Here is a 25,468-nt window from a genome sequence, read left to right on the forward strand (position 1 = left end):
TGTAAGCCAGATGACCACAAAGCCCGTTTCAGCACCTGTCTTTTCCATCGATGCCTTAGACGGCCTGATCGACGAGCCGCGGCGGATCGTCGTCTCCGGCCTCGTCCCTGACGAACTCGTCGCCGTCTCTGCCCGCACCGAGCGGGCGCATGGCGTGACCTGGATGAGCCAGGCGACCTTCATGGCGGGCGCCGACGGCGTGGTCGACCTGGCCCGTGACGCGCCGGTCGGCGGAGACTATGCCGAAGTTGCAGCCATGGGCCTGATCTGGAGCCAGCAGCCGGTCGACAGTACCAGCGCCGAGCTCTTCGCCGACGATATCATGCAGCCCATGGCGACGACGCTGACAGCCGAAACCGCAGGTGGCGTGCGGGCCGAGGCCAGGCTTCTTCAGGCTTTCGCCGCGCCTGGAGTGGAGCGTTGCGAGATCCGCGACGACGGATTGGTCGGCACGCTGTTCACGCCCGCCGGGTCGGGACCGCATCCGGTCGTCGTGGTGCTCAACGGCTCGGGCGGCGGCATTAACGAACCGCGCGCAGCACTGCTTGCATCCCGTGGTTACCAGGCCTTTGCGCTCGGCTACTTCAAGGCGCCGGGGTTGTCGCCCTTCATCACCGAAACACCGCTCGAATATCTCGAGGCCGGCCTGCGCTGGGCGCGTCGAGAGCTCCAGCCGAAAGACGGCTTCGTCGCTGTCAGCGGCCAGTCGCGCGGCGGCGAACTCGCGCTCCTGCTCGGCGCCACGTTCCCTGAACTGGTCTCCGCCGTGATTGCTTTCGTGCCAGGTGCTGTGGTCCATGGCGCCCAGGGCGCGGGCGATCCGGCACGTGGCGGCTGGCAAGGCACGACCTGGACAAGGGGCGGCGTTCCGCTGCCGCATCTGTGGCAGGACAATGCCGCCGTGCACTGGCATCCCTGGGCCGGCGAGGCTCCGCCCAACCGGCATCATTCGGTCTTCTTCGAAGGCCTGAAGGACACCGCGCTTGCTGCACGTGCGCGCATTCCAGTCGAAAAAATAGCGGGTCCGGTGTTGCTGATCTCCGGGCGCGACGACCGCGCCTGGCCGTCCAGCCTCTATTCCCGCATGGTCGTATCGACCTTGCAAAAGCACGGCCATCGTCATCTAGTCCGGCATCTCGATTTCGACGATGCCGGTCACGCCATCAACCTACCGATCGTGCCGTCGACGCAGATTAGCCGCCTGCATCCGGTGTCGAAGGTCCCCTACACCAACGGCGGCACGCCCTCCGGCAACTCGAGGGCCGACACCGGCTCTTGGCGCGGCATGCTCGCCTTCCTGGACGAGATCACCGGGGCCGCCACCCACCAGAATGCCCACGCAAAAAGCTGAATTCTTCGAAAGGGAGACGAACATGCCCACAAGAGAACATTTGGAAGGCCAGTGGCGCGAATGGCGCTACGCTCATGTCGCCAAGATGTTCCGGCCTTATGGCTGGACCTCGCTCGTCGCCCAGTACTGGCTGGAAGCCGGCGACAAGGACGTCAGCTTCGACCTGCTCCCCGGAACCTGGTCGGTCGAGGACAGCAAGGTCATGTTCACCCCGCCCGCTTCGGGGCCGAACCTCTCCGTCAATGGCACCTATCCGACCGAGCCGGTCGAGATCATTCCGGGCCGCAACCAGACCTATGGCCACGGCAAAAGCGAGCCCGTCTATTTCGGTGTCAACGAGGTCGAAGCCATCCTGCGCAGCAGGAATGACGGCAAGTCGCTTTATGGTGTGCGCGTGCGCGATCCGCGCGTGGCGACGACGGTGGAGGAGGCGGGCGTTTCCGCATTCGACTACGATCCAGCATGGCGTATTCCCGGCGTCTACACGCCGACTGATATCACCGAATACGAGGCGGAAACCGTCGAAGCCGGCGTGCGTGAATCGACGCCGCGGATCGGCACCTTCACCTTCGAGCACAATGGCAAGAGCTATACCATCGAGCTGATCGGCAAGGACACGGCAACGGGCGTGCAGCCGGTGGCCCATGTCCGCGACAAGACCAGTGGCCCCGTCACCTACGGTGCCGGCCGCGTCATCGAACTGCAGTTCACCGACGGCACCAACAGCCGCATCGACTGGATCGATTTCAACTATGCGGTGGCGCTGCCATGCGCCTTCACCAACTTCGTCACCTGTCCGCTGGTCCCGCGCGAGAACCAGCTCGATTTCGAGGTTCTCGCCGGTGAAAAGCGCCCAGCGCGGGACGTGGTCAGGACGATGACCTATCAGGCTGGCACAGACGCCGCCTGACAGGCATTTGCCGCTCGCGCGTGCGGTTCCCGATGTGGTGGGGTGACAGACACCTCGCCATTTGCAATCACTTCTGTTTCGACAGGAGGCGCGGGCGATGATGACGGGAGCGATGTGCAGGGCGGCGCGTGCGCTGGTGGAGATCAGCCGGCAAAGACTGGCTGTGGCCTCCGGCGTCGACGAGGCCGATATCGAGGCCTTCGAACGCAAGACCGGCATCCCGGACGATGCCGCCATTGGCGCGCTTCAGGCGGCATTGGAACATTACGGCGCCGTCTTCATCCCCGAGGAGGGCGGCAATGGCGCGGGCGTGCGCCTGAAGTTCAGCCGGTCGGTGACCAAAAGAGTGTCGATGCTCGAGGGCGAGGGCGGGCCTGCCGCCAGCGACGACGTTCCCTGAGGCGGCTCATGATCTCGTCCTTGAGGCTATCGGGCAATCCGGTCTAGCTTCGCGCATGCGACTGTTGTCTGCCCTGTTGTTGTCGCTGATGTCGTCGGCCGCCTTTGCGCAAGACTGCGTCGTGCTGCTGCATGGCCTCGCGCGCTCCGACGTGTCCTTCCTGCTGATGGAAGAGACATTCACCAAACTCGACTACGCCGTCGTCAGCGACACCTATCCTTCGGTCGAGGCGCCAATCGGGCAGTTGATCGCCCATGTCGGTGCGTCGGCGGCAAAGTGCGGTCCGGCAGCCAGGGTCAACTTCGTCACCCATTCGATGGGCGGTATCCTGCTCCGGGTCTGGCTGAAGGACAACCGGCCGCCAAATCTCGGCCGGGTGGTGATGCTTGCGCCGCCCAACCACGGCTCCGAGGTCGTCGACACGCTCGGCGGACTCAAGTTGTTCGAGATGCTCAATGGCCCCGCCGGCATGCAGCTCGGCACGGGGCCGGACAGCGTTCCGAACCAGCTCGGTGCTGCGGATTTCGAGGTCGGCATCATCGCCGGTGACCGCAGCGTGAACCCGATCCTGTCGACGATGTTCGACGGGCCCAATGACGGCAAGGTGTCGGTGGAAAGCACCAGGCTCGCCGGCATGGTCGACCACATCGTGCTGCCGACCACCCACACCTTCATGATGAACAATCCGCTGGTCATCGCCCAGACGATCAACTTCCTGCGCGACGGACGGTTCGACCACCAACTGACATTGGGCGAACTGCTGCGGCGCGGGCTGGGCAACTGAGCGGGAGAGGCTTGTCGGGGGGGGCTGGAAAAGTCTTGAATAGACGGCTGGAAGCGCTGGATCAGCTTCATTCGCTGCGATAGTCGTCGACGAGCATCCGCTCGAAGTCCAGGCCGCGCTGCCAGTTGTTGAGACGGCGGTAGAGGGCGTGGCCATAGTTGTCAGGCAGGTCGACCTGACCATCGGTCTCCACCAGGACGCAGGCGCGCAGCCGCTTGCGGTGCTGGTGGACCTTGGCAAGCGTGATGTCGCGGACGCGCTCGCGCGGCACATTCCGCGCTTTCATCTGAGCGACACCGTCGCGAACCGCTGCTTCAGTGGGTTCCACTGTCAGCCATGTCTCGGGGTCGCCGAAGATATGGCGGCCGCCTATCGAGGGCGTCGAGACGACGGGCAGGCCGGCAAGCAGGTATTCGATGCTGGCATACATCGCGCCTTCCTCCGCCGACAGGCACAGGCCCGTGGCGCTCGCCGCCATGACGGCATTGATCGCCTGCCAATCGAGCTTCTCGATGCGGTGGGCATCGTGCGGATTGAGAAAGTGATGTTCCGGCATCATGCGTTTGAGTTCGTCGAGCAGCTCGGCGGTCTTCTGCCGCCCGGTGAGGCGCGATTCGTAGAAGACGTGGGCGGCGCTGGGCACCAGCCGGGCCAGATGCCGGCGTTTCCAGGGGCTGATCATGGCGTTGTAGAAGGCATCGTAGGTGTTCTCGACACCGGATACAGGCTTGAACGTTTCTTCATCGGCCAGCGCGTTGTGACTGCAGAACAGCGCGTTCAGACCGTTCTCGCGAAACAGCGCAACCTCTTCCAGCTCATTGCACATGAAGACGAAGCGATGCTCGGGATGGCGGCGGCGATAGAGGCGCTCAGCGGTCAGCGTCCGCAGGATCTGCCGCTCCTTGCGCATCGCCCAAGTGAACCAGACGAGAAACAGCACTGCTCGCCCTGCCAGGCGCGAGCCAAGATAGTTCGCAACGCCAAGCGGGGCGTGATTGAGCATCGACGAGCAGAAGACGGGGTACGAGCCGTCGTCCAGCCGGCCGGCGGCCACGCGCAGCTCGGCTCCGGCTTTCGAGGCGGCATCAGGTGCAAAGCCGGGACCGGCATGGACGTGGCTCGACCACGCCAGTCTCAATCTGTTTTTCAGTCGCATGTCATCCGCAAGCCGAGCCCGTGCAACGCCCACCTATCGCACGGGAACCACCCGACAGAGAAGGGCCACGGAGAGGTGCCGAAAATTGCCACCAAAAACAATCTAGACGCGAGTGTTGCGTTTTGCAATACAACCCTATAGATAGCTCGGCCCGCAGCTGTTGCTTATATGTGCATTTGCTTGATAAGCAGTTTGCCGGGAAAAACCTAGGGGTAGGGCAGGCGTGGGGTATTCGACAATTTACGCGGTCTCGGGCAACGACATCGTCTATGAGACGTTCGATGGTGACGCGGTCGTTCTCGACCTGGCCAGCGGCAGGTATTTCGGCTTCTCCGATAGCGGCAGCTGCATTTGGGAAGCGCTGATCGCACAGGTTCCGCCGGCAAGTCTGGTCGGCCGCACCTGCGGCAGCGGACAGCTTTCCGCCGCCGACCTGGACGCCTTCATTGCCAGGCTGACCGATTATGGACTGCTCTCGCCTGCGACCGGCATGGCATCCGGGGCATTGTCGCCTGAGTTGGCGCAGCGTCTGGCGGCAGCTCGCGAGGCGCTCAAGGTCGACATGCACGACGAGCTCGCCGACTTGGTCATGGTCGACCCGATCCACGACGTCGACGAGCCTGCCGGCTGGCCGGCGGTGAAGCAGTAGCGCCGGTTTCCGGCGCATTTCGATACCACTTGCTGCCTTCAGGTTCCGATGCGACGTGTAACCCTTGACGATCTTGCCGACTATGCGCGCGAGCTTCTAGCCGCCTGCGAGGCGAATGCCGATGCCTTTCCCAGGAGAAGTCGGGTCGAGTTGCCCGGCCTTGTGATCGACGTGTTTTCCGATCACGGGGATCTGGCGATGGCGCTTGCCCATGGAATGGCAGCAGCCACAGCTGCAGAACCTGCGACGCCGGCCCGGATTTTCCTCGCCCATCCTGGCCTTGGCTCGATCCCGCAGCCGGCATTATGGGGTGAGGCGCTGTTTCATCCCAACATGTTTTCCGAGCGGCTCGAGGCCAACGGCCTGCGCGGCCATTACTTCCACGACCTCAGCTACTGGCAGTTCTACGATGTCGAAAAGCGGCTGGGCGTTCAGCTCATGCTGTCGGCTGACGGCTGCCCGCCATGGGAGTTCGGCGCGCCGCTGCGCTGCTTCCTGCATTGGGAATATGCGGCGCGTGGCATGCGCCTCACGCATGCCGGAACGCTCGGCACGGGCGGCAGGGGCGTGCTGCTGGCCGGGGCCGGCGGCGCCGGCAAGTCGGGCACGGTCACCTCGGGCCTGCTTGCCGGGCTCGACAGCGTCGGCGACGACTACGTGCTGGTCGAATTCGACGGCGACCGTTCGCTGGCGCGCCCTCTGTTCACAACCCTCAAGCAGGATCAGGCCGGTTTCGAACGGCTCGGGCTTGCCAGGCTGCTGCACGATCCGGGGCCGCTCAACTGGCAGGGCAAGTATCAGTTCAGGGTCCAGGATGTTTGCCCGCGCGGTGTTGCCGGACAACTCGACATCGTGGCGCTGCTGGTGCCGCAGATATCGGGTGCGGCGCAAAGTGCGATCACGCCGCTTGCGCGCAAGGAGGCACTGATGGCGCTGGCGCCGTCCGGCATCGCGCAGATGCCTGGTGAACGCGAAAGCGGATTCCGCTTCTTTGGCGAGCTGACGCGGCGTTTGCCGTGCTACACTCTGGCATTGGGGACGCGCAGCAACGAGATCGCGGAGACGATTGCTGCGTTTCTGGACAGGGGCAATTCATGAAGCTGGGCATCGTGCTGCCCGTCTACAACCGTGAGAGCTACATCGGCTCGGCGCTGCGCTCGGTTTTGCGCCAGCGCGACGCGGCGGAGCTCGACATCATCGTCATCGACGACGGCTCGGTCGACGGTACCGTGGCGGCTGTGCGGTCATTCATCGCCGACGGCGCGCCGATCCGCCTGTTTTCACAAGCCAATTCAGGCGTGACCAAGGCGCGCAATGCCGGCCTGCGCCGGCTCTCTGACGACACCGAGTTCGTCTCCTTCATCGATTCTGACGACATCTCACCCGCAGGGCGCTTTGCCGCCGACCTTGCCTATTTCAAGACCGACCCTACGCTCGAACTCACCTATTCCTACATGCGCATGGTCGACCAGATCGACGACGAGACGCTGGAGCCGGTTGCGGGGTGCGACGACCGCATCTTTCGCGGCGTGCACCTGTCGGCCGGTATTTACCGTCGCGGTCTGATTGCGCGGATCGGCGATTTCGACGAGGACCTGGCGCAGGCCGAGGACACCGACTTCCTGTTTCGCATCTTCGAGCAGAGGGCGCGATTTGTCTTTCCCGACACGGTCGCGCTCTACTACCGCCGCCATGAGCACAACTTGACCCGGAACGTCGCCGAGTCGCGGCGGGAGTTCCTGAAGGCGATGCAGAAATCGATGCGCCGCCGCAAGGCCGACCCGACGCTCGGCGACCTCAGAGGTTTCATCAAGGTGGCGCATCCGTCGGGCGATGGGGCGCCGCTTCGGTCATGAGCTACAGCGTCGTCATTCCCGCCTGGAACGCGGCCCGCACGATCGCCGAGACGCTGCGCTCGGTTGCCGCGCAGACAGTGCCGCCTGCCGAGATCATCGTCGTCGATGACGGCTCGACCGACGAGACCGAGGCGGTGACGCGGCAATCGGGCGTTCCGGTCCGATATGTCAGGCAGGACAATTCCGGACCGGGCAGTGCCACGACGCACGGCTTCGCGCTGGCCAGGGCGCCCTTCATTGCGACTGTCGATGCCGACGATCTGTGGCTTGGCGACAAGATCGAGCGTCAGTTTCGCAGGCTGGAAGAGGCGCCGCAACTGGCTGCCGTGTTCACGCAGTGGCGGACGTTCCGGCATGGCGAAACCGATGACGGCACCGGCAAGGTGGCGCCCGGTTGGTCGCGCACGACGATGCTGGTCCGCCGCGAAGTGGCGCTCGCCGTCGGGCCGGTGATCGATCCGTCCGGCAACCGGGGCGACATGGTCGACTGGCTCGGTCGGGCCCGCGAGGATGGTCATCAGCTTGCCATGATCGACGAGGTGCTGGCCTTGCGCCGGATCCTGCCGGGAAGCATGTCGTATGGTCGCGACCCCGAGCGTGACCGCGGCTATCTCGAGGTGGCAAGGATGGCCATGCTGCGGCGCAAGCTCAAGAACACCGGGCAGGGCTGATGGCACCGACGTCACGCCGCATCGGCCGGCGCTTCCCCGACTATGGCTGGGCATGGCCAACCAACGGTCTCGACCAGTTGCTCAAGGCGGTGCTGTTGCCGGACCATGCGGTCGCGCAGACGCAGGCCTTGCGGTGGCTCGATGCCAACGACATCGATGCTGTCGAGTTCCGCGAGCACAGGCTGCTTGCCGCGATCGCCGACCGGTTCGGCAAGGCGCTGGCCGCGCATCCCGCCTATCCGCGTCTCGCTGGCCTGCAGAAGATGCTGTGGACCAAGTCGCGGCTTGCCATGCGCGAGGCCGAGCCCGCACTGAGGGCCATCGTCGCGGCCGGCGTGCCGATCATGCTGCTCAAGGGCGCGAGCCGCATCGCGGTCGAGCCGGCGGCACAGCGTGGCCGGGTGGCGCACGACATCGACATACTTGTGCACCCCGAGCACATGGCCAACGCCTTCGACGTGCTGCGCCGGGGCGATTGGCAGGTGTCGACAGGGGTCAGTCCCCAATATCTCAAGCCGCGGTTAGCTGCGGTGCGGTCGATGAATTTCTTCAAGGGCAGCTATGGCGACATCGATCTGCACCAGGTCGCTTATGACTGGTCGCAGGCAGATGAGGCGGACGACGCTGCGGTTTGGCAGCGTGCCACGCCGGCCTCCTTCACCAGTCTCGACGTGCTGGTCCCTTCGAGCGCCGACCGGGTGACGCTGGCGATCGGCCATGGCGGCCTCGACGCTCATACCCACAGCGACTGGCTGGTCGACACAGCCTCGGCGATCCGCGCCGGCGGCGTCGACTGGGCCGTACTTTGCGACGTCGTCGCCCGCAGGCACCTTGCCGTGCCGACGGCGGTGGCGCTGAGCTATCTGAAAGCAGAGATGTCGGTGCCGGCTCCCGACGATGTGCTGGAGCAGGTGGTCGACATGGCCGATCGCGCCGGCGCTGCCCGTATCGCTGCCTTGCTGCAGGCCAAGCCGCGGACCGACTTCAAGGGTCTGACCTGGCTGTCACGCGGTGTCGCCAAGCAGTTGCGCATGCGCAAGAAACGCGCTGTCCGTGAGCGCGAGCTGCCCGGCGTCGTCTGGCATGGCCGGCGCACGCAGGCGGGCGATGGTGCGGGGCAGGTCACCCCGGCACTGGCGCAGCAGGTGCCGTTGCCGCCGGCGGCAGTTGGCGGTGCGCCTGCCGAGATCGACATCGTCGTGCGGCTGGACGTGCCGCCGGTGCGCCGTCGCATCGAGATGGAGCTGAATGGCGGCGAATGCCATTTCGCGCGGCTGCGCTATCGCAAGCTGGGTAAATCAGGCGGCCGGCTGACTTTGCGGTTTCGCGGTACCATTCGGCCGGACCAGGCGGATGGCGCGTTGGTGCTGTCGGCGCGGCCGTCGCGACAATTCCGCGCGTGGGAGCACGAGCAGACGGTCGCCACCTATGGTGCGGTGCCGTTCCAGATCGTCTCGGTGACCGTTTCGCCGGTTCGCTGAGCCGGAGAACAGTTTGCGCTGCTTGCAGTTCCGCGCAACCTGGTCTCCAGCATCGTCGCGGCTCAGGCAAATGCCGCCCTGTATAGTCCCGGATGGCAACTTGACTTTACCTTGGCCGTCGATAGGTTGGCGCCGTCATGGTCTTCCGCCGCGAGGTGGAAGCTAAGAGGGAATCCGGTGCGAAACCGGAGCTGTCCCGCAACTGTAAGCGGTGAGCCTATTGCCCCTGTGTCACTGGCATTCGTGCCGGGAAGACGGGCGACAAGGCTAGGACCCGCGAGCCAGGAGACCTGCCTGACAGAGTGAGATTCCGTGGTCGGGGTGTGCCACAGGAATGCCGGTTCCCGTCCGGAGGCCCGTTTGCGGCTTTCGCCAGGTCTGCATTTCCGCATCCCCGCCAGGGCAGGCAGAGGTTGGCGCGGCGATGTCGGGAAGAACGGTTTCCCAAGAATATCGAAAGCTTGGGCAGACGCATTCGTCGCCTGCTGCCGTGGCATCGCGCCTCGACCTATCGTCCCGGACGCCTTCCGGGCATGGCAACGCCAGGCGTTGCGCACCCCTTTCAAGCAAGGAGAGATCATGAACATCAGACAGTGGACATTGTGGCTCGGACTAGCCATGGCATCGTCCATCGGACTCGCTCCGGCCGCTGCCGAAAGCTTCACCGACGATGCCGGTCGCAAGGTCGAGCTGGAATTGCCGATCAAGCGCGCGGTGATCTTCAACCGCTACGCGGTCGAGTTCGCCCGTGCCATTGGCGCCATCGACAAGGTCGTTGGCGTCGATGCCAGCACGATGCGGGATCCGACCTACTGGCCGCAGTTCAAGGAAGCCGACATTGTCGGCCAAGGCCAGACGCAGCCCAATTACGAGGCGATCGTGGCGCTCAAGCCCGACGTGGTGATGATCCCGCGCAACGGCGTCTACGAGGAGGCCGCGAGTAAGCTCGAGGCCTTCGACATTCCGGTGCTTGTCGTTACCGCCTGGGACACGCTGCAGCATGTCGAGAACGTGACATTGTTCGGAAAGCTGTTCGACGAGAAGGAAAAGGCCGACGCGCTGAACGCCTACTACACCAGGTACATGGACCTGCTGGCCGAGCGGCTGAAGGGCGTCGAGCGCAAGAAGGTTTATCTCGAAGAAGTGCGCGACCTGGTGACCGTCACGCCTGGCTCTGGCTGGCATGACATGATCGAGGCCGGCGGCGGCATCAATGTCTTCGGCGACATCGACATCAAGAAGGAGCCGTCGTCGCGCGGCAACGAAAACAGCTTCACTGTCGATCCCGAGGAGATCATCGCCCGCAAGCCGGACTTGGTGATCAAGCTGCAGCCCGGTTCCTACCAGACCATTCCCGAGGCCAAGTTCGCCGAGAGCTGGAAGGCGATCGTCGCCCGCGAAGAAATATCGGGCACGCCGGCAGGGCAGGCAGGCAATGTGCGTCTGATCAACTACTACCTCGCCGGCGGCTCGTCCAAGGTCACCGGCGCGCTGCAGGTCGCCAAGTGGCTCTATCCCGACCGCTTCACCGACGTCGATCCCGAAGCGGCGATGAAGGAATGGATCGAGATCTATCAGGGCCTGCCGTTCCAGGGCGCCATGACCTATCAGGGCACTGCCTCCAACTGACGGACCGCACGCCGCGGCCCGAGAGGCTGCGGCGTGATTTTCCCAATCCGGAGCCTTCGACCATGGACATCGCGAGCAGCGCCGATTTCGCGCGAAGCCGATCCGACGGCATTTCCAGCCGCTACCGCCGAACCGGCCATCGCAAGGCGGCTGTCATCCTGTGTTCGCTGCTCGTGCTGCTGCTGGTCGCCGGCGGCGTTGCCATCGTCGGCATCGCCGAGACGGGGCTGATGACGCTGCTCATGGTCATCCTGCAAAAGGTCTCGTTCGGTCATTTTGTCGCCGAGGTCGATCCGCAGCAGGCGCGGGTGCTCGTTCATCTGCGCCTGCCGCGCGTCGTCATGGCCATCGTGGCCGGTGGGTCGCTGGCATTCGCCGGCGTTTTGATGCAGGCGATCACGCGCAACCCGCTGGTCAGTCCCTATACGATCGGCGTGTCCTCGGCGGCGGCCTTCGGTGCCTCGATCGCCATCATGTTCGGCATAGGCTTCAGCGCCGCCGGGCTCTACTTCGTGCCGCTGACGGCATTTCTGTTCGCACTCGGCTGCGCCGTGCTGGTGTTCTCCATGGCCTGGCTGCGCGGCATGGGGGCACAGACGATGGTGTTGACCGGCATTGCCCTGATGTACCTGTTCAGCGCCATGACCGCAGCCGTGCAGTTCGTCGCCACCCAGGAGCAGTTGGCCCGGGTCGTGCACTGGACGTTCGGCAGCCTGAACGGCATCGGCTGGGATGCGGTTGCCGTCTCTGGTACGGCACTGCTGGTCGCCCTGCCGCTGGCGCAGTCGCGGGCCTGGCAATTCAACGCGTTGACGAGCGCCGGCGACGACGTTTCGCGTTCGCTCGGCATCAATGTCGCGCTGCTGCGCGGCATCGCCGTCGTGCTGTCGGTGGTGGTCTCGGCGGTGGTCATCAGCTTCACCGGCGTGATCGGCTTTGTCGGGTTGATCGGGCCGCATGTCGCCCGGCTGATGATCGGCAGCGACCATCGCCATCTCATCCCGTTTTCGGCGATCTGCGGCGCCATGCTGCTGCTTCTGGCCGACACTGTCGGGCGCATGGCGTTCAGCCCGACAGTCATTCCGGTCGGCATCGTCGTCGCCTTCGTCGGCGTGCCGCTGTTCCTGCACCTGATCCTGTCCAGGCGCTCGGAGTATTTTTCATGAGCGACTATCTTTCCGTCGACAAGGTCAGCTTCGGTTATGGCAGCCGCCCCGTGCTGCGCGAGGTCTCGGTCGGGCTGACGAAGGGCGACATACTCGGCCTCATCGGCCCCAATGGTGCCGGCAAGTCGACCCTGGTGCGGACCGTGCTCGGCCTTGCCACGCCGTCGTCGGGGCGAATCCTGCTCGACGGCCACGACATCCGCGCGATGTCGCCCAAAGTCCGCGCCCGCCGGATCGCCTATGTGGCGCAATCCTCGCCGCTCAGCTTTCCAGCGACGGTGTTCGAGACCTGCCTGCTCGGCCGCACACCGCATATGGGGGCGAGCCCGAGCCGTGGTGATCTCGCCGTCGTCGAGGACATGCTCAGGCGGCTGCGACTCGAGGATTTCGCCTTCCGTCCGATGTCGGAGCTCAGCGGCGGCGAACGCCAGCGTGTGATGCTGGCACGTGCGCTGGCGCAGGAGACCGAGGTGCTGGTGCTCGACGAGCCGACGAGCGCGCTCGACATCGGCAACCAGCTATTCACCCTGCGCGTGGTGGCCGAGATCGCGCGCGAACGAGGTGTGACGGCGCTGGTCGCCATCCATGACCTGTCGCTCGCCGCCCGCTTTTCCGACAGCCTGCTCTTGCTCGACAAGGGCGCCGTTGTCGGCCATGGCGACTGGCGCAGCACGCTGACCGAACAGACGGTGCGCGACGTCTATGGCGTCAATGTCGAGATCGGGCTGCTGCGCGACATTCCCGTTTTTGCCCCGCACGAGCTGACCTGATGCGCCTCGACATTTCAGGCTTTGCGCGAGGGGGAAGGGCCGAGAGCCACGCTTCGATGTTGCGGCTCTGCGAAGACGTCGAGCGCATGGGCTTCGACGGCATCTGGTTCAACGAATTTCATTTCCAGAACCCGCCGCAGGCTTATCCGTCGACCTTGATCCTCGCCTCCGCCATCCTTGCCCGGACGCAGCGCCTGCGGGTCGGCACCTCCATCGTGGTGACGCCGCTCTACCATCCATTCCTCTTGGCTGAGGAGGTGGCACAGTTGCACTGGCAGAGCGGCGGCCGCATCGACCTGGGCATCGGCCGTGGCACGCATCCGGCGACGCTTGCCGCGCTGGGCATCGCCGCCGAGAACACCAGGGCTCGTTTCGAGGACTCCTACCGGATCATGCGCGATGCCTGGACATCAGGCGCAAGGATCGAAGAGGGCGCGTGCTGGCCGGCTTCGGAGGTTTCGGTTGGACCGCTTCTTCCAGGCGAGACGGTGCCGGTCTATGTCGCCGGCACCTCGCGCGACACGCTTGGCTTCGCCGCCCGCGAGGGATTGCCGTTGCTGCTCAGTCTCGATCCGCCTGAAGTCGGGCAGCTTGCCACCTACCAGGCAATCCTCGAGGAGGAGGGCCATGCCTGCCGTCTGCGGGCGTCGCAACTGTCTCGCTATGTCTGCATCGCTCCGACGACGGTGCAGGCGATGGGCAAGCTCGACGAGCTGGTGCCGCGGCTGTTCGAACGTCGGGTGGCGTCGGCAAAGGCCGCAGGGCGGCCTACTGACCAGATCGTGATGCCCGACCGGCAGACGGCCATGACGCGGCAGGTGATTGCAGGCTCGCCCGACGATTGTGTGGCGCAGCTCAGGGCGCTGGCGGCAGTTACGGGTATTGATGCCATGCGCCTGGTCTTCAACGGCAACGGCATCGTCGACATGGCGGCGGCGCTCGCCGACATGGAGTTTTTCGGACGCGAGGTGCTGCCAGCCTTGCGGCCCGCCTGAGCGCGTCTCAGGCGGCCTTCTCGGCCGCATCGGCACGGTCTGCCTTGCGCGCCACCACCCAGCCCAGCAGGGCCGCGCCGAAAAGCACGATCGCCGCGAGGTAGAAGGCGAGGCCGGGATAGGGCAGCGGCGTGCCGTCGCGCACCGTCCAGGCATAGACCGCGCCGAAGAACAGCGGCGAGGCGACGCCGGCGATGCTCGCCACGCTCATGTTGGCGCCTTGCAACTGGCCCTGCTCGAATTCTGAAACGCGCTGGGTCATCAGCGACTGCGTCGTCGGCATGGCGAGGCCCCAGAGCGCGTTCGGAATGATCGCCAGCGAGAACCAGAATCCCGTAGGCGCAAGGCCCATGCAGGCGATGCCGAAGGCGCCGGCAAACAGGCCGAACACCATCGTCGCGCGGTCGCCGAAGCGCTTGACGGCTGGCCCGACGATCAGGCCCTGGACGATCATGTCGAGCACCCCGACCATCGCCAAAAGCGTGCCGACCTCCCAGGCATGCCAGTCGTAGCGGTAGGCGGCATAAAGCACGAACACCGCCGAAAAGACGTGATGGGCGAAATGCAGCAGGAAGGTCACTGCGGCGAGCCCGGTGAGCTCAGGGTGCGAACGCAGCAGCATCATCGCGCCGAACGGATTGGCGCGGCGCCAGGAAAACGACATGCGCTTCTCGCGCGGCAAAGATTCCGGCAGCACGAAGGCGCCGTAGAGGAAGGCGAGCCCGCTCATCGCAGCCGCGACCCAGAACGGAGCGCGTGGCGAGATTTCGCCGAGGAAGCCACCCATCAGCGGACCGGCAACAAAGCCGGCACTGAAGGCAGCACCGATCAGGCCGTAAGCGCGGGCGCGACCCTCGGGCGGGGTGATGTCGGCCATGTAGGCGAAGACCGTGGTGAAGCTCGACGAGGTGATGCCGGCGACGATGCGGCCGAGCGCCAGCCACCACAGGTTCGGCGCCAGCGCCATCAGCACGTAGTCGGCGGCAAGCCCTGCCGTCGAGAGCAAGATGACGGGGCGACGGCCGTAGCGGTCGGACAGCGAGCCGATGATCGGCGAGCAGACGAACTGCATGAAAGCCCACAGCGCGATGAAGACACCGTTGATCCAGCCAGCATCGGCGTTGGACCCGGCGAACTCCTCGATCAGCGAAGGCAGCACCGGAATGATGATGCCCATGGCGACGATGTCGAGAACGGCGGTGACGAAGATGAAGGCGATCGCCGCCTGGCGACGCGAACCGGTGATGGACATGGTGGTGGCCTCGATGGACGAGCCTTATAAAAACAAGCTGACGCGCGATCCAGACGTGGCGGGGTATATTATCCAAACCTACTGACATTGGGGCAAGAACGCGTGAAGCGCTGAACCAAGTCTTCACGCTCAGGGAAAGCCGACCTACAAATGCGGTCGGATTCGAGATACGGACGTGCCGCGCGCCGTTCTACAAGACTGCCAACACGACCAAGCCCTGCGTCCAACCCGGCGCAAGGGCGCTGTCGCATTTTGAGATCCCGATTTTCGGGGGCGTGAACCAAGGAGCCTGCCATGCTGCGCAAGACGGATTTCTTCATCGATGGAAACTGGGTCGCGCCGACGGTCGCGAAAGAGCTCGACGTCATCAACCCGGCCGACGAGCAGCCCTTCGCGGTGATCTCGCTGGGATCCGCCGCCGACGTCGACAAGGCGGTTGCCGCAGCGCAGCGCGCCTTCCCGGCGTGGAGCGCCACAAGCCGCGAACAGCGTATCACGTTGCTCGAAAAGCTGCTCGCTGCCTACAAGCGGCGGGTGGGCGACATGGCCCAGGCGATTTCCTGGGAGATGGGCGCGCCGATCAAGCTGGCGCTGGAACAGCAGGCAGCCAGCGGCTCGGGACACATCAAGAGCTTCATCGAGGTGCTGAAAAGCTTCGAATTCGAGGAGCCGCTCAACGACAAGAACCCGCAGGAGCGCATCGTGCGCGAGCCTATCGGCGTGTGCGGGCTGATCACGCCGTGGAACTGGCCGATGAACCAGGTGGCACTGAAGGTCGTGCCGGCGCTGGCCGCCGGCTGCACGGTGGTGCTGAAGCCGTCTGAAATCGCCCCGATGTCGTCGATCGTGTTTGCCGAGATGATGGAGGAAGCGGGCTTCCCGGCCGGCGTCTTCAACATGGTCAATGGCGACGGGCCGACAGTCGGCGAGGCGATGTCGCGCCATCCCGGCATCGACATGATGTCCTTCACCGGTTCGACCCGCGCGGGCGTGGCCGTGACCAAGGCTTCCGCCGAAACGGTCAAGCGCGTGGCGCTGGAACTGGGCGGCAAGTCGCCCAACATCGTCTTCGACGACGCTGACCTTACCGACGCGGTGACGCGTGGGCTGGCGCACTGCTTCGAGAATACCGGCCAGTCCTGCAACGCCCCGACACGTATGCTGGTGCAGCGCCCGGTCTATGCCAAGGCTGTCGACATCGCGGCGAAATATGCCGCCACCGTCAAGGTCGGCAACCCGGCCGAGGATGGCGACCACATCGGCCCGCTGTCGTCCGACGTACAGTTCGAAAAGGTACAGGGCATGATCGATGCCGGTATCAAGGAGGGCGCGCGTGTCGTTGCCGGCGGCCTCGGTCGGCCCGAAGGTTTCAACCGCGGCTATTATGTACGCCCGACGGTGTTTGCCGACGCCAACAACGACATGCGCATCGCCCGCGAGGAGATTTTCGGCCCTGTCGTGGCGATGATCCCGTTCGAAACGGAAGAGGAAGCCATCGCCATCGCCAACGATACGCCCTACGGCCTGTCGGCCTATGTCCAGACCGGCGACAAGGCGCGCGCCCAACGCGTGGCGCGCAAGCTCCGTGCCGGCATGGTGCAAATCAACGGCACCGACCGCCCCTATGGCAGCCCCTTCGGCGGCTACAAGCAGTCCGGCCTCGGCCGCGAGGGCGGCAAATGGGGCATCGAGGATTTCCTCGAGGTCAAGGCGATCAGCGGGTTCGAGGAAGGTCTGGGCTGATCTCTTTTCGTCTCAAGAGGTTCCTCCTCTCCGTCACGGCTTCGCCGTGCCACCTCTCCCCCGCGTTGTGGGGGCGAGGAACCCAAGTTCTGCGAGGTCACACTCTACCTGTGCAGACCAGTCAATTTGGCTAGGGCCTGCGTGATTGGCGTTTCCTCTCCCTCACGGAGTGGGGAAGGGGTGGCTCGGGCGAAGCCCGACACGGAGAGGGGCTTCAAGCGAAACCGCCCCTCTTAACCCCCGTTCCGCCTCAGATATTCCACGGCAATCTCGCGCATCCTTGTGCCATCGATGCTGTCGGCGTGGCCGCCATGGGCGATGCACACCGGCAGATCGATCAGGCGCCGCATGGTGCCGCAATAGGCGGTGCGGTCGGAATCCGGCATGTCGTCGACCAGAAGCCCACCATGGATGGCGTCGCCCGAGAACAGCGTGCCGTCATGGCAGTCGAACAGGCCGATCGAACCGGGCGAATGGCCGGGCAGATGCAGCACGGTAAAGCTGCGATCGCCAAGCTCGATGACATCGCCCTCATCAAGCAGGCGGTCAAGCGGCGCAGGCACAATGGCATAGTCGGCGGAGCTCCAGCCGGGCCAGGGCAGTTCCGACACAGCGCCGGGAAAATTGCGGAACATGTTGGCGTAGGTGGCCTCGTCGGGCATCGTCGCGAAGAATTCCGCTTCGATGCGGGGGCCGGCACGCCAGGCAAATTCGTGCAGCGAACCGACATGGTCGAGATGCACGTGGGTTGCGACGGCGAGCAGCGGCTTGCCCGGCCTGATGTCGATTTCGGGTGCGAGCGCACAGATGCCCATGCCGGTGTCGACGAGCATGTCGAGGTCGCGGCCGCGCACCAGCCACATATTGGCGCGACAATAGTCAGTGACGAATGGCTCGGTCAGCATCGTCGTCGTCTCGTCGACGCTGCTCCTCGAAAACCAGCCGGGACGGGGCTTCACACGAACGGCCTGCCGATCTTGAAGCGGCCTGGCACCAACCGCCTGAGATAGTCCATGCCCTTTTCGGACAGATGGTTGACGTCTGGCAGCATGTAATCGTCCGGCATGTGCCGGGTCTTGCCGGCGACATTGGCCAGCGGCACCAGCTTGAGCACGGTCTTGCCGCCCTCATATTTCAGCGCCACCGAACCGCCGCCCTTGTCCGCCGCATCGATGGCGAAGACACCAGCGTCGAAGGCCTCCTGCGCGTCGACCGCATTGACTGCACCGATATAGCCGCGCGGCATGTAGCCGAGCGCGTCGACACGGGCACGCTTGCCCGGCAGGCCCTCGGCGAGCGCGTTCTCGAAGGCCCGGCTCAGGTCGCTGCCCGACAGCTTGATGTTGCCGTGGGCGTCGCGCTCCAGCTTGTCGGCAGGCACGATGCTCTCGACCAGCGCCTTGCCGTCGGCGGTGCTGACGCCTTCGGAAACAGCAACGACGCAGCGGCGATGGCGACCGAGCGTCTCCTTCACCTCGTCGATGAAGCGCGGCACCGAGAAGGCGCGCTCGGGCACGTAGATCAGGTGCGGGCCGTCGGTGTCCTCGTCGCGCCATGCGGCGGCGGCGGCGGTCAGAAAGCCGGCATGGCGGCCCATGACGATGCCGACATAGATGCCGGGCAAGGCGCGGAAATCGAGATCGACCGAGAGGAAGGCGCCGGCGACGAATTCCGCCGCCGAAATGAAGCCCGGAGTGTGGTCGTTTTCCTCGAGGTCGTTGTCGATGGTCTTGGGCGCGTGCACGAAGGCGATACTGCCCTGGGCCGCGTCGGTCAGGATCTGCTGGGTGCCGGCGGTGTCGTTGCCGCCGATATAGATGAAAGCGCGCGCATCGGCCTTCTTCAGGCCTTCGAGCACGAGATTGCAATAGGCGGCATCAGGCTTGTCGCGCGTGCTGCCGAGGGCCGCGCCCGGGGTCGCCGCGATGCGCAGCAACTGCTCCTCAGGGATGTCGGTCAGGTCGACATAGTCGCCGTCGCGGATACCGCGCACGCCGTGCCGCGAGCCGAGGACCCGCGCCTTGGGATGGCGGCGGCGGATTTCGAGCACGGCACCCGCCATGGTCTGGTTGATGACGGCGGTCGGTCCGCCGCCTTGCGCAATCACGAATGTCGAGGGCATGGTCGTCCTCCCCAGGGGTGCCGGAAATCGCCGTCGAAATGACGCTGTTTTCCGGCACATTCGCCCTTCTGGCGAAGCGACGCAATGGGAGATTCAACCGGTTCGCAAGGTTTCGGGGATGAGCGGGCCGGAGCTTCCGCTCCGGCCGTCTGCTTTAGCCGACGACGATCGGCGTCTTGCCGTTGACGCGGCTGTAGAGGTCAATGACGTCTTGGTTGATCATGCGCACACAACCCGACGACATCGCCTGGCCGATGGTCCACCATTCGGGCGAGCCATGGACGCGGTAGCCGGTGTCCTGGCCGTTCTGGAAGATGTAGAGGGCACGCGCCCCGAGTGGATTGTCGAGGCCGCCTGGCTGGCCGCCGGCCCATTTCACCAGCTCCGGCTTGCGCGCGATCATCTCGCGCGGCGGCGTCCAGGTCGGCCACTTCTTGCCATACTGGATGTTGGCGCGGCCGCTCCACAGGAAGCCGTCGCGACCGATGCCGACGCCGTAGCGGATGGCTTCGCCGCCGGGCTGGACGAGATAGAGGAAACGTTCCTGCAGCTTGACGACGATGGTGCCGGGGGCTTCGCCGGTCGGATCGACGACGATCTGGCGGCGGAATTTCGGATCGACCTTGGCAAAGGGGATTTCCGGCAACTGGAATCCTTCGTCGGTGAAGGACGCATACATCACATTCGGGCTGGTGACCTGCTTGTCGACGCTGATCTGCGGGCGGACCGAACCGGTGACGGTGTTGTCCAGGCCCATCGCCGGCATCTCGAAGTCCATGGCACGGCTGCAGCCGGCGACCAGGCCAGCGGCACCGAGGCCGAACAGCACGTTGCGACGCGAGGCAAGTTTCGAAAATTCGGTCTTCGGAGCAGGCGATTTCGACACGGCACAATTCCACTCTATACGCGGGGCGGCCAGGCACCGGAGTGAAACTCCGGCTGTGGATCGCGTCTATTTTCACCATTCATGGTTGAAAAAGCATGAACGCCACCTGCCGCGCGTTAAGGGCTTTACATCGTCGCGGAGCCGGAGCTTGATCCCGCATCCAATGAGGGAGAGTTGCCATGTCGTTTGAAAGCTGGGCCGCCTTTGCCGCCGCGTCCGCGGTGCTTCTCGTCATCCCGGGGCCCACGATCCTGCTCGTCGTATCCTACGCGCTCGGCCAGGGCTGGCGCACGGCACTGCCGATGGCCGTCGGCGTGGCGCTGGGCGATTTCACCGCCATGACGCTGTCGATGCTGGGCATCGGCGCGCTGCTTGCCGCGTCCGCCACAGTCTTCACCATCGTCAAGTGGATCGGTGCCGCCTATTTGATCTATCTCGGCATCAAGCTGTTCCGCGCCGGTGGCACGCTGGACGCCAAGCCGCGCACGGATGCCGCGTCTGCCGCCAAGATGATGGCGCATGCCTGGATCGTGACCGCGCTGAACCCCAAGAGCATCACCTTTTTCGTGGCCTTCCTGCCGCAGTTCCTCGACCGCAGCGGCGATTTCTGGACGCAGATGGTGATCTTCGAGCTGACCTTCCTGACGCTCGCCTTCGCCAACGCCTTCGGCTACGCGCTGGTGGCTGCACGGGCGCGAAGTGTCGTGTCCAATCCTCGCGCGATCCGCATTTTCAACCGTACCGGTGGCACGCTTCTGGTCGGCGCCGGCATTGCCGCTGCGGCCACCCGCTCCGGGCACTGAGGAAGCTGTGATGGTGAAGGACGGGCTCGGACTTGCGCTGAGCGGCGCCGATGCGGCGGCGGCTGCGCACTACGAGCGCGGGGTGAGCGAACTCCAGCGCTTTGTCGGCGATCCGGTCGGATCGGCCGACAAGGCGATCGCGACCGCGCCCGACTTTACCATGGCGCATGTACTCAAGGGCTGGCTCTATGGCCTCTCCACTGAACGTGAGGCGATGGCGGTGGCGCGGGATTGCCACGCTGCGGCTGCAGGGCTCGCGGCGACGGCGAGGGAAAAGGCCCATGTCGTGGCTCTCGGACGCCTCGCTAGCGGGCATTGGCATGAGGCCGGGCGTATCCTCAGCGAGCTGACGGCGGAGCATCCCACCGATGCACTGGCGTTGCAGGCCGGACACCAGATCGATTTCTTCACCGGCAACGCCCCGATGCTGCGCGATCGTATCGCCAGGGCGCTATCGTCATGGGGCATGGGCATGCCCGGCTATCACGCCATCCTCGGCATGCAAGCCTTCGGCTTCGAGGAGATGGGCGACTATGCCAGGGCCGAGGCGTTGGGGCGCGAGGCGGTCGAGCTCGAGCCGCGCGACGGCTGGGCCCAGCATGCGGTGGCGCATGTGATGGAGATGCTGAGCCGCCAGCGCGACGGCATCGCCTGGATGCGCGGCAACTCGGACGCCTGGACGAAGGAGAGTTTCCTCCAGGTCCACAACTGGTGGCACCTTGCGCTGTTCCATTTCGATCTCGGCGAGACCGACGAGGTGCTGGCACTTTATGACGGACCGATCTACGGCGCGCAATCGAAGCTGGCGCTCAACATGGTCGACGCCTCGGCGATCCTGTGGCGGCTCAATCTCGGCGGTGTCGATGTCGGCGAGCGCTGGGCGAGCCTTGCCGCCAACTGGGCGCCGAAGGCCGCGGCCGGCAACTATGCCTTCAACGATGCACACGCGATGATGGCCTTTGTGGGCGCCGGGCTGGAAGCGCCGGCTAAGGCGATGCTCTATGCCCAGCGCGAGGCGATTGCCCGCGACGACGACAACGCCGCATTCACCCGGGATGTCGGCCATCCCGTCACATTGGCGATCAAGGCCTTCGGGGAAGGGCGTTATGGCGAGACGGTGCGGCTGCTCGAGCCTGTCCGGACCATCGCCCATCGCTTCGGCGGCAGCCATGCCCAGCGCGACGTCATCGAGCTGACGCTGATCGAGGCGGCCCTGCGCGACGGCAACGATGTGCTTGCCGTGAAGCTCGCCTCCGCCCGCAACAACGCGCGGCCGGCCAGTCCGCTCTCGGGCCTGTTCGTGCAGCGCGCCGCGCTGCTCGCGCATGGCTGATCTGGGCCGACAGCGCTCTCCGAGGCGTTTGATTTTATTTTTTGCGAGTTCCGAAATAAATATCGACCCGACCCCGGAATGTTTGCTAATAAGCAGCGTCCGTCGGAGGAACGGGACGATGGCCTGGCCGTTTCTGCCTGTTGGCGATGAAGGCCGGCCAATGACGTGAGAGGATGGACGCTTGCCGTCCGCTTCGCTCATTCGGGAGGAATGACATGTATCTCGGGCTCGATCTCGGCACGTCAGGCGTGAAGGCGCTGCTGATGGACGCCGACCAGAAGATCATTGGTTCCGGCCATGGTTCGCTTGACGTCTCCAGGCCGCATCACGGCTGGTCCGAGCAGGACCCTGCCGAATGGATCCGGGCCGCAGAAGAGGCGGTCGCCGAGCTCAGGTCCGCGCATCCAACAGAACTTGCCGCCGCGCGCGGCATCGGCCTCTCCGGCCAGATGCATGGCGCAACGCTGCTTGACGCCGCGGGAAAGGTGCTGCGCCCCTGCATCCTCTGGAACGACACGCGCAGCTTTGCCGAGGCGGCCAGCCTCGACGCCGATCCGCGCTTCCGCAAGATCACCGGCAATATCGTATTCCCTGGCTTCACCGCCCCCAAGCTCGCCTGGGCGCAGGCCAACGAGCCCGACATCTTCGCCAAGGTGGCAAAGGTGCTCCTGCCCAAGGATTACCTCAGGCTCTGGCTGACGGGCGAATACATCTCCGAAATGTCCGACGCGGCCGGTACCTCCTGGCTCGACGTCGCGGCGCGGCGCTGGTCGCCGGAGCTGCTCGCCGCCACTGGCCTTGGCACCGAACATATGCCGTCGCTGGTCGAGGGCACCGACAAGGCAGGCACGCTGCGCGGCGAACTGGCGGCGAAATGGGGCATGGGGCAGGGCGTGGTGATCGCAGGCGGTGCGGGCGACAATGCCGCCTCTGCCTGCGGCATGGGCACGGTCAAGCCGGGTGCTGCCTTCGTGTCGCTCGGAACCTCGGGTGTGCTGTTTGCCGCCAATGGCGCCTACCTGCCCAATCCGGAAAGTGCCGTTCACACCTTCTGCCATGCGTTGCCGCAGGCTTGGCACCAGATGGGCGTCATCCTGTCGGCGACGGATTCGCTCAACTGGCTGAGCAGCGTAGCGGGCAAGGATGCGGCCGAGCTGACACGCGAACTCGGGGACGAATTGCGCGCACCTTCGGGCGTCACCTTCCTGCCCTATCTCTCGGGCGAACGGACCCCGCATAACGACGCGGCGATCCGCGGTTCCTTCACCGGTCTTGCCCATGAGATCGACCGCGCCGGCCTGACCCAGGCCGTGCTTGAGGGCGTTGCCTTCGCCTTCCGCGACAGCCTCGAAGCTTTGGCCAAGGCCGGAACGTCGCTGACGCGGGTGACTGCTATCGGTGGCGGCTCACGCTCGCGCTACTGGCTGAAGTCGATCGCCACTGCCCTCAGCCTGCCGGTCGACATTCCCGCCGACGGCGATTTCGGGGCTGCCTTCGGCGCTGCGCGCCTCGGCCTGATCGCTGCCGAAGGTGCTGATCCGCACCAAGTCTGCACGCCGCCTGATACCGCCGAAACCATCGAACCCTTGGCAGCACTGGCAGGCGCCTATGACGAGGCCTACCAGCGCTATCGCAAGCTCTATCCGGCGATCCGGGGGACGATGTGAACGCTCAGTCTATGTCAGCCCGGCACCTTGTCGAGGAAGCCGGTAATGAGGCTCAGGCGCCCGTCCTTGATGGTGGCGAAGTCCGAGCCTTCGATGACGGCGTCCGTGCCATCTGGGCCGAGGCCCCAGGAGAAGCGGATGTTGTCGCCGAAGCCGTCGGCATTGCCCTTCAGCTTGAAGCGGAAGCCGGGGAACTGGCCGTGCACGCCTGCGATCAAAGCGTCGATGCCGGCATGGCCGTCGCCCTGCATGATCGGGTCGCGATAGCTGACGCCGGTGACGAAGGCAGCTTCGACAAGTCCCTTGCGGGCGGCGGCGTCGGTCTCGTTCCAGGCGGCGAAATAGGCTTCTGCGATGGCGTTGTAGTCGGTCATTTCTGCTCTCCGTCTGACACGTCTTGGTTGACGCCACCCTTGTCGCAGCGGGCGCGAATGAAACCAATTACGCCTGAGGTAATCGAACACGGAAATTCGGCGACCGCCCCAAAACGGGCGGTCATGCGTACTCACTGAAAGGAGTTTTGCCATGAGCACCGGCTATTTCGGCGACATCAAGCCCGTCCGCTACGAAGGCCCCGACAGCACCAATCCGCTGGCCTATCGCCATTACAACGCCGACGAGGTGGTGCTGGGCAAAAGGCTGGAAGACCATCTGCGCTTCGCCGTTGCCTACTGGCATACATTCGCCTGGCCGGGCGGCGATCCGTTCGGCGGCCAGACCTTCGAGCGGCCCTGGTTTGGCGAGACGATGGAGAACGCCAGGCTGAAGGCCGATGTCGCCTTCGAGCTGTTTTCGCTGTTGGGCGTTCCCTACTACTGCTTCCACGATGCCGATGTGCGGCCGGAGGGTGCCAACTTCACCGAGAGTGCAAAGCGCCTCGACGAGATCGCCGACTATTTCGAAGCCAAGATGGCCAAGACAGGCGTCAAGCTTTTGTGGGGCACTGCGAACCTGTTCTCCAACCGCCGCTTCATGGCGGGTGCCGCGACCAACCCCGATCCCGATGTCTTTGCTTATGCGGCGGCGACGGTGAAGCATTGCATGGATGTCACCAAGCGGCTCGAGGGCGAGAACTACGTGCTGTGGGGCGGTCGCGAGGGCTACGAGACCCTGCTCAACACCGACATGGGCCGCGAGCTCGACCAGCTCGGGCGCTTCCTCAACCTCGTCGTCGACTACAAGCACAAAAGCGGCTTCACCGGCACCATTCTGATCGAACCCAAGCCGCAGGAGCCGACCAAGCACCAGTACGATTACGACGTCGCCACCGTCTATGGCTTCCTCAGGAAGTACGGGCTGGAGAACGAGGTGAAGGTCAATATCGAGCAGGGGCACGCGATCCTGGCCGGCCACTCCTTCGAGCACGAACTGGCGACCGCCAATGCGCTCGGCATCTTCGGCTCCATCGACATGAACCGCAACGACTACCAGTCGGGCTGGGACACCGACCAGTTCCCCAACAACGTGCCCGAAATGGCGCTTGCCTATTACCACGTGCTTGCCGGTGGCGGCTTCAAGTCAGGCGGCACCAATTTCGACGCCAAGCTGCGCCGCCAGTCGCTCGACCCCGAAGACCTGCTGGTCGCCCATATCGGCGGCATCGACGCTTGCGCGCGCGGCCTCAAGGCTGCGGCGAAAATGATCGAGGACAAGGCGCTGTCGGGTCCGCTCGAGGCGCGTTACGCCGGCTGGAAATCGGCTGAAGCCAAGGCGATGCTGGCTGGCGAACGCAGCCTCGAGCAGATCGCCGCGCGCGTCGTCGCCGACGGCATTGAGCCGCAGCCGAAGTCGGGCCGGCAGGAATATCTGGAGAACGTCGTCAACCGCTACGTCTGACGGCTGCG

The 25,468-nt window shown here is 64.9% G+C and carries 24 protein-coding genes and 1 riboswitch; of the genes, 18 read left to right on the forward strand and 6 right to left on the reverse strand.

Going from position 1 to position 25,468, the window contains the following annotated elements:
• Positions 1-10: 10 nt before the first annotated feature.
• From SLT36_RS08560 to SLT36_RS08575, 4 genes are all read left to right on the forward strand, one after another.
• Positions 11-1,351 (forward strand): acyl-CoA thioesterase/BAAT N-terminal domain-containing protein, encoded by a 1,341-nt coding sequence (locus SLT36_RS08560; RefSeq protein ID WP_432286842.1) that lies wholly within the window; start codon positions 11-13, stop codon positions 1,349-1,351.
• Positions 1,352-1,373: 22 nt separating this feature from the next.
• Positions 1,374-2,261, forward strand: a complete 888-nt coding sequence (locus SLT36_RS08565; RefSeq protein WP_246765201.1) for a DUF1684 domain-containing protein — start codon at positions 1,374-1,376, stop codon at positions 2,259-2,261.
• A 97-nt stretch (positions 2,262-2,358) separates the two neighbouring features.
• Positions 2,359-2,661 carry an XRE family transcriptional regulator gene (locus tag SLT36_RS08570; protein ID WP_432286843.1) on the forward strand — a complete coding sequence of 101 codons (303 nt, stop codon included), beginning with the start codon at positions 2,359-2,361 and terminating at the stop codon, positions 2,659-2,661.
• Between the two features lie 55 nt (positions 2,662-2,716).
• The gene (locus SLT36_RS08575) at positions 2,717-3,445 is read left to right on the forward strand and encodes a lipase family alpha/beta hydrolase (protein ID WP_432286845.1); all 729 of its coding nucleotides are present in this window, start codon (positions 2,717-2,719) and stop codon (positions 3,443-3,445) included.
• A 67-nt stretch (positions 3,446-3,512) separates the two neighbouring features.
• On the opposite strand, the gene SLT36_RS08580 is transcribed toward SLT36_RS08575, so the two are convergent.
• Complete coding sequence (locus SLT36_RS08580) at positions 3,513-4,601, reverse strand: hypothetical protein (RefSeq protein WP_432286847.1); 1,089 nt, start codon at positions 4,599-4,601, stop codon at positions 3,513-3,515.
• Positions 4,602-4,824: 223 nt separating this feature from the next.
• Between SLT36_RS08580 and SLT36_RS08585 the strand changes: the two genes are divergently transcribed.
• The 9 genes from SLT36_RS08585 (at position 4,825) to SLT36_RS08625 (ending at position 13,818) form a co-directional block, all read left to right on the forward strand.
• The gene (locus SLT36_RS08585) at positions 4,825-5,250 is read left to right on the forward strand and encodes a PqqD family protein (protein WP_432286849.1); all 426 of its coding nucleotides are present in this window, start codon (positions 4,825-4,827) and stop codon (positions 5,248-5,250) included.
• A 48-nt stretch (positions 5,251-5,298) separates the two neighbouring features.
• The gene (locus tag SLT36_RS08590) at positions 5,299-6,348 is read left to right on the forward strand and encodes a serine kinase (protein ID WP_432286850.1); all 1,050 of its coding nucleotides are present in this window, start codon (positions 5,299-5,301) and stop codon (positions 6,346-6,348) included.
• Positions 6,345-7,106, forward strand: coding sequence for a glycosyltransferase family 2 protein (locus SLT36_RS08595; RefSeq protein WP_432286851.1), 762 nt, complete (start codon positions 6,345-6,347; stop codon positions 7,104-7,106). Before SLT36_RS08590 ends, SLT36_RS08595 begins: the two co-directional genes overlap by 4 nt.
• Positions 7,103-7,777, forward strand: coding sequence for a glycosyltransferase family 2 protein (locus tag SLT36_RS08600; protein WP_432286852.1), 675 nt, complete (start codon positions 7,103-7,105; stop codon positions 7,775-7,777). The genes SLT36_RS08595 and SLT36_RS08600 overlap by 4 nt, the downstream gene beginning before the upstream one ends.
• On the forward strand, positions 7,777-9,258 hold the full coding sequence (locus SLT36_RS08605) for a nucleotidyltransferase family protein (RefSeq protein WP_432286854.1): 1,482 nt from the start codon (positions 7,777-7,779) through the stop codon (positions 9,256-9,258). The genes SLT36_RS08600 and SLT36_RS08605 overlap by 1 nt, the downstream gene beginning before the upstream one ends.
• A gap of 121 nt (positions 9,259-9,379) precedes the next feature.
• Positions 9,380-9,569: riboswitch (cobalamin riboswitch) on the forward strand.
• A gap of 268 nt (positions 9,570-9,837) precedes the next feature.
• Positions 9,838-10,887: an ABC transporter substrate-binding protein gene (locus SLT36_RS08610; RefSeq protein ID WP_432286855.1), complete on the forward strand. Its 1,050-nt coding sequence runs from the start codon at positions 9,838-9,840 to the stop codon at positions 10,885-10,887.
• A 62-nt stretch (positions 10,888-10,949) separates the two neighbouring features.
• Complete coding sequence (locus SLT36_RS08615) at positions 10,950-12,053, forward strand: FecCD family ABC transporter permease (protein WP_432286857.1); 1,104 nt, start codon at positions 10,950-10,952, stop codon at positions 12,051-12,053.
• Entirely contained in the window at positions 12,050-12,823 is a 774-nt protein-coding gene (locus SLT36_RS08620) for an ABC transporter ATP-binding protein (protein WP_432286859.1), read from the forward strand. Before SLT36_RS08615 ends, SLT36_RS08620 begins: the two co-directional genes overlap by 4 nt.
• Positions 12,823-13,818 (forward strand): LLM class flavin-dependent oxidoreductase, encoded by a 996-nt coding sequence (locus SLT36_RS08625; protein WP_432286860.1) that lies wholly within the window; start codon positions 12,823-12,825, stop codon positions 13,816-13,818. The genes SLT36_RS08620 and SLT36_RS08625 overlap by 1 nt, the downstream gene beginning before the upstream one ends.
• A 7-nt stretch (positions 13,819-13,825) precedes the next feature.
• Here SLT36_RS08625 and SLT36_RS08630 read toward each other — a convergent pair whose 3' ends face one another.
• The gene (locus SLT36_RS08630) at positions 13,826-15,070 is read right to left on the reverse strand and encodes a TCR/Tet family MFS transporter (protein ID WP_432286861.1); all 1,245 of its coding nucleotides are present in this window, start codon (positions 15,068-15,070) and stop codon (positions 13,826-13,828) included.
• A gap of 294 nt (positions 15,071-15,364) precedes the next feature.
• Between SLT36_RS08630 and SLT36_RS08635 the strand changes: the two genes are divergently transcribed.
• Positions 15,365-16,813, forward strand: coding sequence for an aldehyde dehydrogenase family protein (locus SLT36_RS08635; protein ID WP_432286862.1), 1,449 nt, complete (start codon positions 15,365-15,367; stop codon positions 16,811-16,813).
• Positions 16,814-17,046: 233 nt separating this feature from the next.
• Here SLT36_RS08635 and SLT36_RS08640 read toward each other — a convergent pair whose 3' ends face one another.
• The 3 genes from SLT36_RS08640 to SLT36_RS08650 form a co-directional block, all read right to left on the reverse strand.
• Positions 17,047-17,718 carry an MBL fold metallo-hydrolase gene (locus SLT36_RS08640; protein ID WP_432288290.1) on the reverse strand — a complete coding sequence of 224 codons (672 nt, stop codon included), beginning with the start codon at positions 17,716-17,718 and terminating at the stop codon, positions 17,047-17,049.
• A gap of 50 nt (positions 17,719-17,768) precedes the next feature.
• Positions 17,769-18,935, reverse strand: coding sequence for a diphosphate--fructose-6-phosphate 1-phosphotransferase (locus SLT36_RS08645; protein WP_432286863.1), 1,167 nt, complete (start codon positions 18,933-18,935; stop codon positions 17,769-17,771).
• 154 nt (positions 18,936-19,089) lie between these two features.
• Entirely contained in the window at positions 19,090-19,821 is a 732-nt protein-coding gene (locus SLT36_RS08650; protein ID WP_246765202.1) for a L,D-transpeptidase, read from the reverse strand.
• Between the two features lie 179 nt (positions 19,822-20,000).
• Here SLT36_RS08650 and SLT36_RS08655 point away from each other — a divergent pair, with 179 nt between their 5' ends.
• From SLT36_RS08655 to xylB, 3 genes are all read left to right on the forward strand, one after another.
• On the forward strand, positions 20,001-20,624 hold the full coding sequence (locus tag SLT36_RS08655) for a LysE family translocator (protein ID WP_067957979.1): 624 nt from the start codon (positions 20,001-20,003) through the stop codon (positions 20,622-20,624).
• A gap of 10 nt (positions 20,625-20,634) precedes the next feature.
• Entirely contained in the window at positions 20,635-21,957 is a 1,323-nt protein-coding gene (locus SLT36_RS08660) for a tetratricopeptide repeat protein (RefSeq protein ID WP_432286864.1), read from the forward strand.
• 215 nt (positions 21,958-22,172) lie between these two features.
• A complete protein-coding gene (gene xylB, locus SLT36_RS08665; protein WP_432286865.1) occupies positions 22,173-23,624 on the forward strand; it encodes a xylulokinase in 1,452 nt (483 codons plus the stop codon).
• Positions 23,625-23,638: 14 nt separating this feature from the next.
• Here xylB and SLT36_RS08670 read toward each other — a convergent pair whose 3' ends face one another.
• On the reverse strand, positions 23,639-23,998 hold the full coding sequence (locus SLT36_RS08670; RefSeq protein ID WP_432286866.1) for a nuclear transport factor 2 family protein: 360 nt from the start codon (positions 23,996-23,998) through the stop codon (positions 23,639-23,641).
• Positions 23,999-24,149: 151 nt separating this feature from the next.
• On the opposite strand from SLT36_RS08670, the gene xylA reads away from it, so the two are divergent.
• On the forward strand, positions 24,150-25,460 hold the full coding sequence (gene xylA, locus SLT36_RS08675; RefSeq protein ID WP_432286867.1) for a xylose isomerase: 1,311 nt from the start codon (positions 24,150-24,152) through the stop codon (positions 25,458-25,460).
• Positions 25,461-25,468 lie beyond the last annotated feature (8 nt).

Source organism: Aminobacter sp. BA135 (assembly GCF_050859125.1).
Lineage (GTDB): Bacteria > Pseudomonadota > Alphaproteobacteria > Rhizobiales > Rhizobiaceae > Aminobacter > Aminobacter ciceronei.

What these genes read in the sequence shown, in the direction of transcription:
- SLT36_RS08595 (WP_432286851.1), top strand. Translation starts at nt 6,345, where the DNA reads ATGAAGCTGGGCATCGTGCTGCCCGTCTACAACCGTGAGAGCTACATC.
- SLT36_RS08590 (WP_432286850.1), top strand. Translation starts at nt 5,299, where the DNA reads ATGCGACGTGTAACCCTTGACGATCTTGCCGACTATGCGCGCGAGCTT.
- SLT36_RS08620 (WP_432286859.1), top strand. Translation starts at nt 12,050, where the DNA reads ATGAGCGACTATCTTTCCGTCGACAAGGTCAGCTTCGGTTATGGCAGC.
- SLT36_RS08580 (WP_432286847.1), bottom strand. Translation starts at nt 4,601, where the DNA reads ATGCGACTGAAAAACAGATTGAGACTGGCGTGGTCGAGCCACGTCCAT.
- xylA (WP_432286867.1), top strand. Translation starts at nt 24,150, where the DNA reads ATGAGCACCGGCTATTTCGGCGACATCAAGCCCGTCCGCTACGAAGGC.
- SLT36_RS08560 (WP_432286842.1), top strand. Translation starts at nt 11, where the DNA reads ATGACCACAAAGCCCGTTTCAGCACCTGTCTTTTCCATCGATGCCTTA.
- SLT36_RS08625 (WP_432286860.1), top strand. Translation starts at nt 12,823, where the DNA reads ATGCGCCTCGACATTTCAGGCTTTGCGCGAGGGGGAAGGGCCGAGAGC.
- SLT36_RS08640 (WP_432288290.1), bottom strand. Translation starts at nt 17,718, where the DNA reads ATGCTGACCGAGCCATTCGTCACTGACTATTGTCGCGCCAATATGTGG.
- SLT36_RS08605 (WP_432286854.1), top strand. Translation starts at nt 7,777, where the DNA reads ATGGCACCGACGTCACGCCGCATCGGCCGGCGCTTCCCCGACTATGGC.
- SLT36_RS08670 (WP_432286866.1), bottom strand. Translation starts at nt 23,998, where the DNA reads ATGACCGACTACAACGCCATCGCAGAAGCCTATTTCGCCGCCTGGAAC.
- SLT36_RS08645 (WP_432286863.1), bottom strand. Translation starts at nt 18,935, where the DNA reads ATGCCCTCGACATTCGTGATTGCGCAAGGCGGCGGACCGACCGCCGTC.
- SLT36_RS08615 (WP_432286857.1), top strand. Translation starts at nt 10,950, where the DNA reads ATGGACATCGCGAGCAGCGCCGATTTCGCGCGAAGCCGATCCGACGGC.
- SLT36_RS08600 (WP_432286852.1), top strand. Translation starts at nt 7,103, where the DNA reads ATGAGCTACAGCGTCGTCATTCCCGCCTGGAACGCGGCCCGCACGATC.
- SLT36_RS08630 (WP_432286861.1), bottom strand. Translation starts at nt 15,070, where the DNA reads ATGTCCATCACCGGTTCGCGTCGCCAGGCGGCGATCGCCTTCATCTTC.
- xylB (WP_432286865.1), top strand. Translation starts at nt 22,173, where the DNA reads ATGTATCTCGGGCTCGATCTCGGCACGTCAGGCGTGAAGGCGCTGCTG.
- SLT36_RS08610 (WP_432286855.1), top strand. Translation starts at nt 9,838, where the DNA reads ATGAACATCAGACAGTGGACATTGTGGCTCGGACTAGCCATGGCATCG.
- SLT36_RS08660 (WP_432286864.1), top strand. Translation starts at nt 20,635, where the DNA reads ATGGTGAAGGACGGGCTCGGACTTGCGCTGAGCGGCGCCGATGCGGCG.
- SLT36_RS08655 (WP_067957979.1), top strand. Translation starts at nt 20,001, where the DNA reads ATGTCGTTTGAAAGCTGGGCCGCCTTTGCCGCCGCGTCCGCGGTGCTT.
- SLT36_RS08575 (WP_432286845.1), top strand. Translation starts at nt 2,717, where the DNA reads ATGCGACTGTTGTCTGCCCTGTTGTTGTCGCTGATGTCGTCGGCCGCC.
- SLT36_RS08565 (WP_246765201.1), top strand. Translation starts at nt 1,374, where the DNA reads ATGCCCACAAGAGAACATTTGGAAGGCCAGTGGCGCGAATGGCGCTAC.
- SLT36_RS08635 (WP_432286862.1), top strand. Translation starts at nt 15,365, where the DNA reads ATGCTGCGCAAGACGGATTTCTTCATCGATGGAAACTGGGTCGCGCCG.
- SLT36_RS08570 (WP_432286843.1), top strand. Translation starts at nt 2,359, where the DNA reads ATGATGACGGGAGCGATGTGCAGGGCGGCGCGTGCGCTGGTGGAGATC.